At 62.8% G+C, this 13,296-nt stretch carries 15 protein-coding genes; 11 read left to right on the forward strand and 4 right to left on the reverse strand.

Annotated features, from left to right (window positions below; translation table 11 throughout):
* The first annotated feature begins 30 nt into the window (after window positions 1-30).
* From ACXAEK_RS22530 to ACXAEK_RS22555, 6 genes are all read left to right on the forward strand, one after another.
* Window positions 31-972: a CheB methylesterase domain-containing protein gene (locus ACXAEK_RS22530; RefSeq protein ID WP_475045533.1), complete on the forward strand. Its 942-nt coding sequence runs from the start codon at window positions 31-33 to the stop codon at window positions 970-972.
* A gap of 26 nt (window positions 973-998) precedes the next feature.
* Entirely contained in the window at window positions 999-1,562 is a 564-nt protein-coding gene (locus tag ACXAEK_RS22535) for a chemotaxis protein CheD (protein ID WP_475045535.1), read from the forward strand.
* A 104-nt stretch (window positions 1,563-1,666) separates the two neighbouring features.
* Window positions 1,667-2,470, forward strand: a complete 804-nt coding sequence (gene modA, locus ACXAEK_RS22540) for a molybdate ABC transporter substrate-binding protein (RefSeq protein WP_475045536.1) — start codon at window positions 1,667-1,669, stop codon at window positions 2,468-2,470.
* Window positions 2,471-2,514: 44 nt separating this feature from the next.
* Window positions 2,515-3,171, forward strand: coding sequence for a molybdate ABC transporter permease subunit (modB, locus tag ACXAEK_RS22545; RefSeq protein WP_475045561.1), 657 nt, complete (start codon window positions 2,515-2,517; stop codon window positions 3,169-3,171).
* Window positions 3,171-4,256: a molybdenum ABC transporter ATP-binding protein gene (modC, locus tag ACXAEK_RS22550; protein WP_475045537.1), complete on the forward strand. Its 1,086-nt coding sequence runs from the start codon at window positions 3,171-3,173 to the stop codon at window positions 4,254-4,256. The genes modB and modC overlap by 1 nt, the downstream gene beginning before the upstream one ends.
* A gap of 125 nt (window positions 4,257-4,381) precedes the next feature.
* Complete coding sequence (locus ACXAEK_RS22555) at window positions 4,382-5,212, forward strand: bifunctional allantoicase/(S)-ureidoglycine aminohydrolase (RefSeq protein ID WP_475045539.1); 831 nt, start codon at window positions 4,382-4,384, stop codon at window positions 5,210-5,212.
* 50 nt (window positions 5,213-5,262) lie between these two features.
* Here the strand turns inward: ACXAEK_RS22555 and bhcR are convergent, their stop codons facing one another.
* Window positions 5,263-6,096 (reverse strand): HTH-type transcriptional regulator BhcR, encoded by an 834-nt coding sequence (gene bhcR, locus ACXAEK_RS22560; protein WP_475045540.1) that lies wholly within the window; start codon window positions 6,094-6,096, stop codon window positions 5,263-5,265.
* A 198-nt stretch (window positions 6,097-6,294) separates the two neighbouring features.
* Here bhcR and bhcA point away from each other — a divergent pair, with 198 nt between their 5' ends.
* The 5 genes from bhcA to ACXAEK_RS22585 all read left to right on the forward strand — a co-directional run bounded on the left by bhcA (window position 6,295) and on the right by ACXAEK_RS22585 (window position 11,074).
* The gene (gene bhcA, locus ACXAEK_RS22565; RefSeq protein WP_475045542.1) at window positions 6,295-7,485 is read left to right on the forward strand and encodes an L-aspartate--glyoxylate aminotransferase BhcA; all 1,191 of its coding nucleotides are present in this window, start codon (window positions 6,295-6,297) and stop codon (window positions 7,483-7,485) included.
* Window positions 7,485-8,453: a beta-hydroxyaspartate dehydratase BhcB gene (gene bhcB, locus ACXAEK_RS22570; protein WP_475045543.1), complete on the forward strand. Its 969-nt coding sequence runs from the start codon at window positions 7,485-7,487 to the stop codon at window positions 8,451-8,453. Before bhcA ends, bhcB begins: the two co-directional genes overlap by 1 nt.
* Before the next feature lie 16 nt (window positions 8,454-8,469).
* The gene (bhcC, locus tag ACXAEK_RS22575; protein ID WP_475045545.1) at window positions 8,470-9,633 is read left to right on the forward strand and encodes a 3-hydroxy-D-aspartate aldolase BhcC; all 1,164 of its coding nucleotides are present in this window, start codon (window positions 8,470-8,472) and stop codon (window positions 9,631-9,633) included.
* Between the two features lie 72 nt (window positions 9,634-9,705).
* Window positions 9,706-10,671, forward strand: coding sequence for an iminosuccinate reductase BhcD (gene bhcD, locus ACXAEK_RS22580; RefSeq protein ID WP_475045546.1), 966 nt, complete (start codon window positions 9,706-9,708; stop codon window positions 10,669-10,671).
* A 94-nt stretch (window positions 10,672-10,765) separates the two neighbouring features.
* Window positions 10,766-11,074: an AmiS/UreI family transporter gene (locus tag ACXAEK_RS22585; RefSeq protein ID WP_475045548.1), complete on the forward strand. Its 309-nt coding sequence runs from the start codon at window positions 10,766-10,768 to the stop codon at window positions 11,072-11,074.
* On the opposite strand, the gene ACXAEK_RS22590 is transcribed toward ACXAEK_RS22585, so the two are convergent.
* From ACXAEK_RS22590 to uraD, 3 genes are all read right to left on the reverse strand, one after another.
* On the reverse strand, window positions 11,048-12,484 hold the full coding sequence (locus ACXAEK_RS22590; protein ID WP_475045550.1) for a uracil-xanthine permease family protein: 1,437 nt from the start codon (window positions 12,482-12,484) through the stop codon (window positions 11,048-11,050). The genes ACXAEK_RS22585 and ACXAEK_RS22590 overlap by 27 nt on opposite strands.
* A 71-nt stretch (window positions 12,485-12,555) precedes the next feature.
* The gene (locus tag ACXAEK_RS22595) at window positions 12,556-13,047 is read right to left on the reverse strand and encodes an ureidoglycolate lyase (protein ID WP_475045551.1); all 492 of its coding nucleotides are present in this window, start codon (window positions 13,045-13,047) and stop codon (window positions 12,556-12,558) included.
* Window positions 13,044-13,296: 2-oxo-4-hydroxy-4-carboxy-5-ureidoimidazoline decarboxylase (uraD, locus tag ACXAEK_RS22600; protein ID WP_475045552.1), on the reverse strand; the 253-nt coding region annotated here is incomplete at its 5' end. The genes uraD and ACXAEK_RS22595, both read right to left, overlap by 4 nt.

Here is a 13,296-nt window from a genome sequence, read left to right on the forward strand (position 1 = left end):
CGTAGCTTTGCCCGAACTTTGCAAGGCTACATGGAATCCGCCTACCCCGGCATGAAAGTGCTTTTGGCGAACAACCTGATGATGGCCTACAATCAGGCAGAAGCCGCACAGCCGGTTTTTGCCTTTGTGGAGGACGGATTTACCAAGCTGCCAGAATTTGAGATGATGATGGCGCTGTTTTCCGCGATGGATACCCGATGGGTTTCAGTCATGGATACCCAAGGTGCCACCCCGGCCCGGAAATCCTCGCCGCTATTGAATATGGGCGCGGGTATCTTTGAGCTGACAAAAGCGGATCATCCCAGCCAGTTCGCCCAGTATTTCGACATGATGATCAAGGCGCCGCGCCGTAGTGCCGGTGCTGCGGCCAATGGCGCCAGGCGCGCGGCCTCGCCTGCGGACGGCGTCAAGAAACTGATCCTGATCGGGTCTTCCACCGGCGGCGTGGAGGCGCTGCGCAATGTTCTGGTCGGTTTCCCCTTTGACTGCCCGCCCACGCTGATTGTGCAGCACACAGGGAAGAATTTCGGCGCCGGGCTGGTGTCGCTGCTGGACCGGATCTGCCCGGCGCGGGTCCGTCCGGCTGAGGATGGGATCACGCTGGAGCCAGGCCATGTCTATGTTGCGGCCGGCCAGCGCCGCCATATGGGGTTGAGCAGCCGCAAACCGGTGCGTCTGCGGATGAAGGAGGGGCCTGATATTTCCGGCCACACGCCTTCTGTTGACGCTCTGTTCACCTCTGCCGTGCCATATGGAAGGGACGTTGTTGCCACCATCCTGACCGGTATGGGCCAGGACGGCGCCCGGGGTCTGCTGGAATTGCGCAAGGCGGGCGCCAAGACATTTGCCCAAGACGAAAAATCCTCGGTTGTCTACGGGATGCCAAGGGTGGCTTGGGACATCGGCGCCGCACAGCAGCAGGTTCCGTTGACCCGGATGGCCAGCACACTATTGCAAGCCAGCAAGGCTTGAATGCTCCGCAGGAAGGAACCAAACCATTGACCACTGTCTTCGCCAATTCAAAGTCTGTAACGGTTCTGCAGGGGGAGTACCGTGTGACCACAGATCCAAAAACCGTGTTCTCCACGGTGCTTGGGTCGTGCATCGCGGCTTGCATTTATGATCCCGAAAATGGTGTAGGCGGAATGAACCATTTCCTCCTTGCGAATGCCCGCCAGGGAGGGGCGGCCAATGCCCGCTATGGCATCCACGCCATGGAACTGCTGATCAACGGTATCATGAAGAAGGGCGCCATCCGTTCGAACTTGAAGGCCAAGGTGTTCGGCGGTGCCAAGATGTCGGCGAACTTGTCCGACATCGGTGCTGCAAATGCAGATTTCGTGCAACGGTTCCTGCGCGATGAAGGCATCCCCTGCATATCGTCGAGTGTTGGCGGCACCTCGGCGCGGCGTGTACGGTTCCACGCCTGTTCCGGTGCGGCGCAGCAGACCCATGTCAAAGACGACCGCCGCCTGGGTGAAATGGAGCAGCGTGCCGCGGTACGGCCGGCAGCGGCGGCGGCTCCTGCGCCTGCAAGTGCGGGCGTGGTTGATCTGTTCTGATCTCAGGCCTTCTGCCAGTAGACCCTTTGGGCAGGGCTGCACGGAAGCCAGGCTGGAATTTCCATTTGCCCGTGCCGGGCGGCGGGGGTACTTCCTTAGGGGTTATGAACGCAAACCCGGCTTCATTCTTGAAATCATTGGCTTCGCCGGAACTCTGGCGGCGCCTGATTGCGGCTGGTGGTTTGGTCATTGTCCTGACGGGGCTGGCGCAGGCCCAGATGACGGTTTTTGCTGCAGCCAGCACCAAAACAGCATTGGATGAAGCCGCCGAAGCCTACAGGGCAGATACTGGCCGAAGCCTCACAGTTTCCTATGCGGGGTCTCCTGCTTTGGCCCGGCAGATCCAACTTGGCGCGCCTGCGGATTTATTTGTCTCGGCCAATCCGGGCTGGATGGATGTGCTGCAGTCCGCAGAACTGATCGACGCGGGCTCGCGCCTGGATCTTCTGACCAACACGCTGGTCTTGATTGCGCATGGTAAGGGACAGGCGCCTCTGGACCTGGAAGATGCCGACCTTGCCAGCCTCCTGGGCCAGGGCCGGCTGGCAATGGCGCTTGTGGACGCGGTGCCCGCGGGTGTTTACGGCAAGGCCGCGTTGTCGGCGCTGGGGCAGTGGGAGGCGGTTGCGCCAAAGGTTGCGCAGACCGCCAATGTGCGTGCTGCGCTGGCGCTCGTCGCCTCCGGTGAGGCACCGATGGGGGTGGTTTATGCCACCGATGCAACGGCGAGCGCCGATGTTACCATAGTTGCTGCTTTTCCGCAGGACAGCCACCCGCCGGTCATCTATCCGGCCGCGATTGTTGCAAACCGTAACGCCGCTGAGGCCCGCGCGTTTCTGGACTATCTCCGCAGCCCCTTAGCGCAGAAGATTTTCTTGCAGCACGGGTTTGGAGTACCGGAACAGTGAGCACGGGGACCGCATGGCTGGGACCCGAGGAGTGGCAGGCGGTCATGCTGTCGCTGCGGGTTTCTGTCTGGGCCACCCTGGCAGCGCTGCCGCTGGCGGTCTTTGTGGCCTATGCGCTGGCGCGCTGGAAGTTTCCCGGCAAGCAGATCGTCAACAGCCTGGTGCATCTGCCGCTGATCCTGCCGCCAGTGGTCACCGGCTATCTGCTGCTGATGGTGTTCGGCACAAAAGGGCCGGTCGGCGGGGCGCTGCAGGAGATCGGCATCGTCTTTGCGTTCCGCTGGACCGGGGCGGCCCTGGCCGCTGCCATCATGGCCTTCCCGCTGATGGTGCGGGCGATCCGCCTGTCGGTGGAAGCAGTGGACCCGAAGCTTGAACAGGCCGCCGCCACCCTGGGCGCATCCCGCCTGATGTGCTTTGCCACCGTCACCCTGCCGATGATCCTGCCCGGGCTGATCGCCGGTGCGGTGCTGGGTTTTGCCAAGGCGATGGGGGAGTTTGGCGCCACAATCACCTTTGTCTCCAGCATTCCCGGGCAGACCCAGACGCTGCCTTCGGCGATTTATACGTTCCTGCAGGTTCCAGGCGGAGAAACCGCCGCGCTAAGGCTGACGCTGGTGTCGATCGCAATTGCCCTGACCGCTTTGCTGCTGTCGGAACTGCTGGCGCGGCGGGCGGCTGACCGGGCAGAGGGGCGCTGATGCTGACTGTGTCGCTGCAACATGCTCTGCCGGGGTTCGGGCTTGATGTGCAGTTTGAGGCACCGCCGGGTGTTACCGTGCTGTTCGGACGCTCCGGCACCGGCAAGACGACGGTGATCCAGGCGGTGGCGGGTCTGCTCCGCCCTGATCAAGGCCGGGTGGCGCTGGAAGGGGAGGTGCTGTGCGACACCAGAGAGGGTCAATGGCGGCCGCCGCACAAACGCCGCATGGGCTATGTCTTTCAGGAGGGGCGGCTGTTTCCGCATCTGACGGTGCGGCAGAACCTGCTGTTCGGGCAATGGTTTGCGCCGCGGGATACCAAGCCTGAAAGCCTGGACCGGGTGGTGGAGCTGTTGGGCATCCGACCGCTTTTGCAGCGGCGTCCTGGACGGTTGTCAGGCGGCGAGAAGCAGCGGGTTGCCATTGGCCGGGCGTTGCTGGCCGCGCCGCGGATGATCCTGGCGGATGAGCCGTTGTCGGCGCTCGACGAGGCCCGCAAAGCGGAGATAATGCCCTATTTCGAACGGCTCCGGGATGAAATCGGCATCTCGATGCTATACGTCAGCCACTCCGCTGCCGAAGTTGCCCGGCTGGCAACCACCGTGGTTGTGCTGCAGGACGGCAAGGTGCAGCGGCAAGGCACCGCGGCAGAGGTTCTGGGCGATCCGGCGGTGATACCTGCAGGGGTCCGTGCAGCAGGCGCATTGCTGCAGGCGCGGGTTGCCCGGCATCACAGCGACGGGCTGACGGAACTGGATGCAGGCGGCGTGCCGCTGTTCCTGCCGCAAGTCGCCAAAGCACCCGGCAGCGTGGTCCGGGTGCGGATCTCGGCGCATGAGGTCATACTGTCGCGCCAGCGCCCCGAAGGGCTCTCGGCTCTGAATATCCTGCCTGGCATAGTCGAACATGTCCGCACCGGGGGAGGTCCGGGCGCGATGGTGTCGCTGACCACGCCGGTAGGCCGGGTGCTGGCCCGTGTCACCCGCCGCTCAGCTCAAGCGCTGGGATTGGAACCCGGTGCAGAATGCTATGCAGTGGTCAAAACCGTCTCTATCGCGCCAGAGGATATCGGCAGCGGCCAGTAGCCTTGGTTTCCTGGCCTTCAAAATTTCCGAAATAATCCTTCAGGTAATCTTGATACGGAAATAAGTTCGGTTGCGCGGGGCAGGCGGGTATCAATGGGGCAGCAGTTCAGCAGGAAAGGCAGCCGATGACCAAACGATCCTATTATGCACCGGAAGGCGGGCTGCCGCCGCAGACCCAGCTGCTGACTGACCGGGCGATGTTCACCGAGGCCTATGCGGTGATCCCCAAAGGCACCATGAGCGATATCGTGGCGAGCCTGCTGCCGTTCTGGGACAAGGCGCGCTTCTGGGTGCTGTCGCGGCCGCTGTCGGGATTTGCCGAGACCTTCTCGCAATATATCGCCGAGGTACTCCCCGGCGGCGGCAGCGAGCGTCCGGAAACTGAGCCGGGCACCGAGGCAGTACTGTTCGTGGTGCAAGGATCAATGACCCTGACCATTGACGGAACCGCGCATGAGATGGAGGAGGGCGGCTATGCTTTCCTGCCGCCGCAGGCCGTATGGAGCCTGCGCAACAACAGCGATGCGCCGGTGCGGTTCCACTGGATCCGCAAGGCATATCAGTCAGTTGCGGGGATGGAGGCGCCGGAGGCCTTTGTCACCAGCGACAAGCATGTCGTTCCCACGCCGATGCCGGAAACCGAGGGCAAATGGGCGACGACGCGGTTCGTGGACCCCAATGACCTGCGCCACGACATGCATGTTACCATCGTCACCTTTGAACCGGGCGCGGTGATCCCCTTTGCCGAAACCCATGTGATGGAACACGGGCTTTACGTGCTGGAGGGCAAGGCGGTCTACCGGCTGAACCAGGATTGGGTCGAGGTTGAGGCGGGCGATTACATGTGGCTGCGCGCCTTCTGCCCGCAGGCCTGTTATGCGGGCGGGCCGGGCAAGTTCCGCTATCTGCTGTACAAGGACGTCAACCGTCACATGCCGCTGGCGCCATTGCGCTAAGGGGCGGGGCAGCGCCCGGCCCTGATCTGTGCCCGGGCGCTGCCCGGCGGTCAGCCGGGCAGGGTATCCCCGACGGCTGGCGCACCCAGCCCATGGGAAAGCTTCTGCGCGGCTTCCTTGACCAGCGCGCCGATGCCATTGATGCCGCCGTCCGGCATCCGCGCGGTAGGGCCGGAGATGGAGATCCCCGCCAGCACCTCTCCCTGCATGCCAAAGACCGGCGCCGCGACACAGCGCATGCCGGGTGCTTTTTCTTCATCATCAAACGACCAGCCGCGGCTGCGGATTTGCGCAAGGTCCGCGCGCAGGGCCGCCGCGGAGGTCAGGGTTTTCTCTGTGAACCTCTCCAGCGCCCGGCCGCGCAGGAAGCGGCTGAGCTGATCCTCTTCGAAACAGCTGAGCAGCGCCTTGCCGATGCCTGATGCATGCATCGGCGACGTCGTCCCCGGCGGGAAGAAAGCGCGGATCGACTCGTGGGTTTCCACCTGGCTTACGAACATCACGTCGCCGCCGCGTTCGATGCCGAGGTTTGAGGTCTCGCCCGTTGCCTCCATCAGCTCGCGCATCACCGGGCGGGCGCGTTCAATGACGCTGGAGCGGCGCAGGAAGGCAGAGCCGAGGCGGAAGGCCATGGCGCCGATGTGCCAGGTCTGGCTTTGCGGCTCCATCTCGACGATTTGGCGCGCCTCCAGCGTGGCCAGCACCCGGTACATGGTCGCCGCCGACTGATCGAGCGCGGTGGAAAGCTCTGTCAGCGTCATTCCGCTGGCTCCGGCCAGCGCATCCAGCACATCCAGCGCCCGGTCAAGCGATTGGATCGTGGCCGGCTGGCTGGCGGTATCAAAGCTTTTGGGGCGGCCTTTGCGGCGCGGCGGCTGGGGCATTTTCAGGCCTTCCCTGGCAATTCAAGCAGCAGCTTATGGATAATTATGAAAATCACTTCTGTACAGTGAAAAAACTAAAGCGCTTGAAATTATGCGACTTTTCTATGTTTGACTAGTTTTTGAAATCTTTTTTCAAAAAAATTCACCTGCGGACAGCTTCCCCTTACTCTGAAGGAAATCGCCACAGGAGGGCACGAAATGAGCTTTCAAAATCCGGTTTTCATCCCCGGTCCGACCAATATGCCCGAAGCGCTGCGCAAGGCCGTGGACATGCCGACGCTGGACCACCGCTCGCCGCTGTTCGGTCAGATCCTGCACCCGGCACTGGCCGGGGTGAAGAAGGTTCTGAAAAGCGAGAGCGCCGAGATTTTTGTCTTCCCGTCGACCGGAACCGGCGGCTGGGAAACCGCGATCACCAATACTCTGAGCGCCGGCGACAAGATCCTGGCCGCCCGCAACGGCATGTTCAGCCACCGCTGGATCGACATGTGCCAGCGTCATGGGCTGGACGTCCAGATTGTTGAAACCCCTTGGGGCGAAGGCCTTCCTGCAGACCGTTACGAGGAAATCCTGACCGCCGATACAGCGCATGAAATCAAAGCGGTTCTGGCGACACACAACGAGACTGCCACCGGCGTTAAGTCCGACATCGCCGCCGTCCGCCGTGCACTGGATGCCGCCGGCCACCCGGCACTGCTGTTTGTCGATGGCGTGTCCTCCATCGCCTCGATGGATTTCCGCATGGACGAATGGGGCGTCGATATCGCCGTCACCGGCTCGCAGAAAGGCTTCATGCTGCCGCCGGGCCTGGCCATCGTTGGCTTTTCACCCAAGGCGATGCAGGCGGTGGACACCGCGAACCTGCCGCGTACATTCTTTGACATCAGAGACATGGCAAACGGCTACGCCAACAGCGCCTATCCTTACACGCCTTCCGTTGGCCTGCTGAACGGTCTGAACATGGCCTGCGGCATGCTGCTGGACGAAGGGCTGGAGAATGTCTTTGCCCGCCACTACCGGATTGCCGAGGGCGTCCGCGCCGCGGTCCGCGCCTGGGGGCTGGAGCTGTGCGCCGCCTCGCCGGAAGTCTACTCCGACAGCGTCAGCGCGATCCGCACGCCGGAGGGCTTTGACGCCAACAAATTCGTCAGTCTGGCGGCCGAGAAATACGGCGTCGCCTTTGGCACCGGCCTGGGCGAAGTCGCGGGCAAGGTGTTCCGCATCGGCCACCTTGGCAGCCTGACCGACGTGATGGCGCTGTCCGGTATTGCGACCGCAGAAATGGTCATGGCCGACCTCGGCCTGAACATCCCGCTGGGCTCCGGCGTTGCTGCTGCGCAGGACTACTACCGCGGCAACACAGCCTCCAGCGCCAAGGCTGCCGCCTGATGAAGGATACTGCGATGTATATCCCAACTTATGAGGACATGCTGGCTGCGCATGAGCGCATCCAGCCCCATATCCGCCGCACGCCGGTGCGCACCTCTGCCTATCTGAATGAACTGACCGGGGCAGAGCTGTTCTTCAAGTGCGAGAACTTCCAGGAGCCGGGCGCCTTCAAGGTGCGCGGCGCCACCAACTCGGTGTTCGGGCTGGATGAGGCGCAGGCTGCCAAAGGCGTTGCGACCCATTCCTCCGGCAACCATGCCTCCTGCCTGTCTTATGCGGCGATGCTGCGCGGCATCCCGTGCAACGTGGTGATGCCGCGCACCGCACCACAGGCCAAGAAGGACACCGTGCGCCGCTATGGCGGGCGGATCACCGAATGCGAGCCCTCGACCAGCTCGCGCGAGGAGACCTTTGCCAAGGTGCAGGCGGAGACCGGCGGCGATTTTGTGCATCCCTACAATGACCACCGAGTGATTGCGGGGCAGGGCACCTGCGCCAAGGAGTTTGTGGAGCAAACTGACGGGCTCGACATGGTTGTGGCCCCGATCGGCGGCGGCGGCATGATCTCGGGCACCTGCCTGACGCTGTCGACGCTGGCACCGGAAACCCAGGTGATTGCGGCAGAGCCGGAGCAGGCCGATGACGCCTACCGCAGCTTCAAGGCGGGTTACATCATCGCAGACGATGCACCCAAGACCATCGCAGACGGGCTGCTGGTGCCGCTGAAGGACCTGACCTGGCACTTTGTCTCGGGCCACGTCAGCGAGATCTACACCGCGTCGGACGCGGAGATCATCGAGGCGATGAAACTGATCTGGAAGCACCTGCGCATCGTGATGGAGCCATCCTCCGCGGTGCCGCTCGCCACCATTCTGAAAAACAAAGACGCCTTCGCGGGCAAACGCGTGGGCCTGATCGTCACCGGCGGCAATGTCGACCTCGACAAGCTGCCCTGGATGAACAGCTAAACTGGGGAATAGAAACATGAACGCACAGACCAAATTCGAAGAGCTTGAAGTCGGCTATGACGTCCCGGCGATCCCGGGCATGAACGAGGCTGACATCCAGACCCCGGCGCTGGTCCTCGACCTGGACGCGCTGGAGCGCAACATCAAGAAGATGGGCGACTACGCCAAGGCGCACGGCATGCGCCACCGGGTGCACGGCAAGATGCACAAATCGGTGGATGTCGCAAAACTGCAAGAGAAACTGGGCGGCGCGGTTGGCGTCTGCTGCCAGAAGGTGTCGGAGGCCGAGGTCTTTGCCCGCGGCGGCATCAAGGACATTCTGGTGTCGAACCAGGTCCGCGATCCGCAAAAGATCGACCGTCTGGCCCGCCTGCCCAAGCTGGGCGCCCGCACCATCGTCTGCGTTGACGATCTGGACAACGTGGCGGACCTGTCAGCAGCAGCGCAGAAACACGGCACCGAGCTGGAAGTGTTTGTTGAGATCGACTGCGGCGCAGGCCGCTGCGGTGTCACCACCACCGAAGCCGTGGTTGAAATTGCCAAGGCAGTGAACGCGGCAGAGAACCTCAAGTTTTCCGGCATCCAGGCCTATCAGGGCGCCATGCAGCACATGGACAGCTACGAGGACCGCAAGGCCAAGCTGGACATTGCTATCGCCCAAGTTGCTGATGCGGTTGAGGGCCTGAAGGCCGAAGGCATTGAGTGCGAGCTGGTTTCCGGCGGCGGCACCGGCTCCTACTACTTTGAATTGAACTCGGGTGTGTACAACGAGCTGCAGTGCGGTTCCTACGCTTTCATGGACGCGGATTACGGCCGCATCCTGGACAAGGACGGCAACCGGATCGACCAAGGCGAGTGGGAAAATGCCTTCTTCCTGCTGACCCAGGTGATGAGCCACGCCAAGGCCGAAAAGGCCATCGTGGATGCCGGCCTCAAGGCGCAATCCGTGGACAGCGGCCTGCCCTTCATCTTTGGCCGTGACGACGTGGAATATATCAAATGCTCGGACGAGCACGGTGTTGTCTCCGACCCCTCCGGTGCGCTGAAAGTGGGCGACAAGCTGCGGCTGGTACCCGGCCACTGCGACCCGACCGCCAACGTGCATGACTGGTACGTCGGCGTCAGGGGCGGCAAGGTCGAAACCGTCTGGCCCGTCTCGGCCCGCGGCAAGGCCTACTAAGCAAACGATCCCCGAACTGGCGGAGGTGCGCATGCCGCCCTCCGCCGGCTTTTTTGTTGAGGAGAAACAGACATGTATATCGTTCCGGAAAAGGCGATTGCGGATCTTGTGACCCGCGAAGCTTCGTTCGATGCGGTCGAGAAGGTCTTTGCCGCGATGGCCGCAGGCGATGCCTACAACTTCCCCGTCGTGCGCGAGGCAATCGGCCACGAGGACGCGCTTTACGGCTTCAAGGGCGGCTTTGACCGCGCGGGCCTAACTCTGGGCCTCAAGGCCGGGGGATACTGGCCGAACAACCTGGAAAAGCGCGGGCTGATCAACCACCAGTCCACCGTCTTCCTGTTCGACCCGGACACCGGCAAGGTGAAGGCGATAGTGGGCGGCAACCTCTTGACCGCGCTGCGCACCGCCGCGGCCTCTTCGGTGTCGATCAAGCATCTGGCCCGTCAGGACGCCAAGGTGATCGGCATGATCGGCGCGGGCCATCAGGCAACCTTCCAGCTGCGCGCAGCCCTGGAGCAGCGCCGGTTCGAAAAGGTCATCGGTTGGAACTACCACCCGGAAATGCTGCCCAACATCGAGAAGGTCGCGGCCGAGGCAGGCCTACCGTTTGAAGCAGTGGACCTCCCCGGCATGGCTGAGGCGGATGTGATCATCTCCATCACCTCGGCCTTCGCACCGTCGCTGATGGCAAATCACGTCAGCCCCGGCACCCATATCGCTTGCATGGGCACCGATACCAAGGGCAAGCAGGAGGTCGAGGCCGAACTGCTGGTCAAAGCCTCGGTGTTCACCGACGAGGTGGCGCAGTCGATCACCATCGGCGAGGCGCAGCACGCCGTGGCGCAGGGCCTGATCCAGGAATTTGATGTGGCCCAGATCGGCGCGGTCATCAACGGCAACAACCCAGGCCGCACCTCGGACGACCAGATCACCCTGTTCGACGGCACCGGCGTCGGCCTGCAGGACCTGGCCGTCGCGGCCTCTGTCGTTGGAGTTGCGGTCGAAAAAGGCATCGCCATCGAGGTCGATTTCTAAGCCCCGGCTAGAAACACATTCTGTAAATATCCGCATAGCGGAGCAGCAGGAGAGAGGTGCACCTCTCTCCTGTTTTTCATTGAGGGACGAAAGAATGTTTTTGGGATTGAGTCTGCTGGTCGTCGGCGTGGTGCTGTGCCTGAACGGCATCTGGCAGATGGGTCGTATTCAGGACCGCGAGATCATCCTGATCAACCCGGTTGCGGCAGTGGTGTTCATTGCCGTTGCCCTGCTGACCTCGCTGGCCGCGCAACGGCCGGCGGAGCTGCTGACTGCCGGGGCTGGCAGTTCTGCACGGGCTGGCGGGCTAAGGCAAAAAAGTACCGGCCCATTGCGGGCCGGTTCTTCAATTTCAGCTTGCCTGACGGGGTGTGCTTCAGGCGCGATCTTCATGCGGCAATGACCCGCGGCCGTGGCCGCTCATCCCGCCGGAGACTTCCTCGGTGGCCTCCCCCGCCAGTTCCTGCGGCAGCACCAGATTCAACACGATGGCAATCAGCGCTGCAGGCAGCAGACCGCTGGTCAGCAGGATGCGTGCGGTGTCCGGCATGTGCTGCAGCGCACCGGGCTCCAGCTGCAAGCCTAGGCCGATGGACAGGGAGATCGCAAAGATCACCATGTTGCGGCGGTTCCAGTCCACGTCCGACAGCATCGACACGCCGGCTGCAACCACCATGCCGAACATCACGATCACACCGCCGCCCAGCACCTCGATCGGCACAGTGCGGATCACCGCGCCCACCTTGGGCACCAGACCGCAGACGATCAGGAAGATGGCGCCGCAGGTCACCACATGGCGGCTCATCACCCCGGTCATCGCGATCAGGCCAACGTTCTGGCTGAAGGAGGTGTTGGGGAAGGCACCAAAGAAGCCCGCCACAGCAGTGCCCACACCATCGGCATAGGTTGCACCGGCGATCTCCTCCTCGGTCGCTTCGCGGCCCGCGCCGCCCTTGGTCACACCGGAGACGTCACCGACGGTTTCCACGGCTGAGACAAAGCTCATCAGGCAGAAGCCGATGATCGCGGCGGCAGAGAACTCCACTCCGTATTTGAACGGCTGCGGCAGGGCAAAGGCCGCGGCCCGCTCCCAGGATCCGGAAACCGCCTCGAACGTCAGCATGCCGGTCATCAGCGCATAGATGTAGCCTACGATCAGCCCCAACAGCACGGCAGAGACCGACAGCATGCCCTTGGTAAAGAACTTGAGACCCAGTGTGACAAAGATCACCACCAGCGCCGCAGACCAGTTCAGCAGGGAGCCGTATTCTGGGGTGCCGATGGCGGGAACGCCGCCTGCGGCATACTGGATGCCGACCTTGACCAGCGCCAGGCCGATCATGGTGACCACCAGCCCGGTCACCAGCGGCGGCAGGGCAAAGCGGATCTTGCCGATCACCGTACCGAGCAAGCCATGGAAGATGCCGCCCACGATAACGCCAGTGAACAGGGCGGCCAGCCCGTCCACGCCCTTGCCAGCAACCAGCGGGATCATGATCGGCAGAAAGGCAAAGGAGGTGCCCTGCACAATCGGCAGCGCCGAGCCGATCGGGCCCAAAGTGATGGTCTGCAGCAGCGTGGCAATCCCGGCAAACAGCATCGACATCTGGATCAGGTACAGCAGCTCCGGGAAATCCGGCGAGTTGGAGCCGAAACCGAAGCCGGCTGCGCCGGCAACAATGATCGCGGGCGTCACGTTCGAAACGAACATCGCCAGCACATGCTGGATGCCCAGCGGCACCGCCTTGTGCAAGGGCGGCGTATAGTTGGGGTCGCGCAGCTGTGCTGGCGTCCCGATGGAAGTGTCAGCCATGAATGGAATCTCCTGTCGGTCATGGGGATCTTGCCGCTTCTTGTTTTTGTTGGCGGCTTCAAGGTATGCGGTCAGACAGCGACCACGGTAAATGGCTCCTTGAACCAGTGTTCTTCGAGATTTGGCGAGGTGCCGATCCGGTCGACAACAATGTACTGGCCGGGCGCGCCAAGGGGGGCGAGCACCCCGTGCCAAGTGCCCCGGTGCAGATTGATGGATTGGCCCGGCTGGCTGATGAAGGCCTGCAGGTTGACCGGCACACCGCCGTCGTCATCCGCCACCACCACCAGCATCGGCACACCGCTTACTGGCACAAAGGCCTGGCTGCCCTCCGGATGGCGCTCTACCATGTCCACCTTGTGCGGAAGATGGCGGGCCTTGGCGTCAAACAGGCTGATGCCGGCCCGTCCGTCCGGGCCGAAATCAAGTGCCGCGCGGTCGTGGTGACGGCCGCACATGCCCTGATTGATCATCTTGTCGGGTGTGCCCGAGACCTCGATCACGTCGCCATAGGGCGCAAATGCCGCTGCGGTCAGCGGCTTTGCTGTCAGCCGCCCGCTCACGGCAGCAGATCCTGCAGGCGGAACTGGGCGATGCGCTCGACTTGGCGGCAGGCCTCGTCGAACTCGGTCGCCCGGTCATTGTGGATACGCCGGTGGAACGCCTCCATGATCGACGCCTTGTTGTGATCACGCACCGCGATGATGAAGGGGAAGCCGTGCTTCTCCACATACTCGGTGTTGAGCCGGGTAAAGGTCTCGCGCTCCTCATCAGTCAGCATGTCGAGGCCAGCGCTCGATTGTTCGGAGGTG

It is taken from the genome of Leisingera sp. ABM4_101 (assembly GCF_056158725.1).

Bases quoted from the DNA above. Each gene is read 5' to 3' on its own strand.
- bhcC (WP_475045545.1), top strand. From the start codon at position 8,470: ATGAACGCACAGACCAAATTCGAAGAGCTTGAAGTCGGCTATGACGTC.
- ACXAEK_RS22555 (WP_475045539.1), top strand. From the start codon at position 4,382: ATGACCAAACGATCCTATTATGCACCGGAAGGCGGGCTGCCGCCGCAG.
- bhcA (WP_475045542.1), top strand. From the start codon at position 6,295: ATGAGCTTTCAAAATCCGGTTTTCATCCCCGGTCCGACCAATATGCCC.
- bhcR (WP_475045540.1), bottom strand. From the start codon at position 6,096: ATGCCCCAGCCGCCGCGCCGCAAAGGCCGCCCCAAAAGCTTTGATACC.
- ACXAEK_RS22530 (WP_475045533.1), top strand. From the start codon at position 31: ATGGAATCCGCCTACCCCGGCATGAAAGTGCTTTTGGCGAACAACCTG.
- modC (WP_475045537.1), top strand. From the start codon at position 3,171: ATGCTGACTGTGTCGCTGCAACATGCTCTGCCGGGGTTCGGGCTTGAT.
- modA (WP_475045536.1), top strand. From the start codon at position 1,667: ATGAACGCAAACCCGGCTTCATTCTTGAAATCATTGGCTTCGCCGGAA.
- ACXAEK_RS22585 (WP_475045548.1), top strand. From the start codon at position 10,766: ATGTTTTTGGGATTGAGTCTGCTGGTCGTCGGCGTGGTGCTGTGCCTG.
- modB (WP_475045561.1), top strand. From the start codon at position 2,515: ATGCTGTCGCTGCGGGTTTCTGTCTGGGCCACCCTGGCAGCGCTGCCG.
- bhcD (WP_475045546.1), top strand. From the start codon at position 9,706: ATGTATATCGTTCCGGAAAAGGCGATTGCGGATCTTGTGACCCGCGAA.
- bhcB (WP_475045543.1), top strand. From the start codon at position 7,485: ATGAAGGATACTGCGATGTATATCCCAACTTATGAGGACATGCTGGCT.
- ACXAEK_RS22590 (WP_475045550.1), bottom strand. From the start codon at position 12,484: ATGGCTGACACTTCCATCGGGACGCCAGCACAGCTGCGCGACCCCAAC.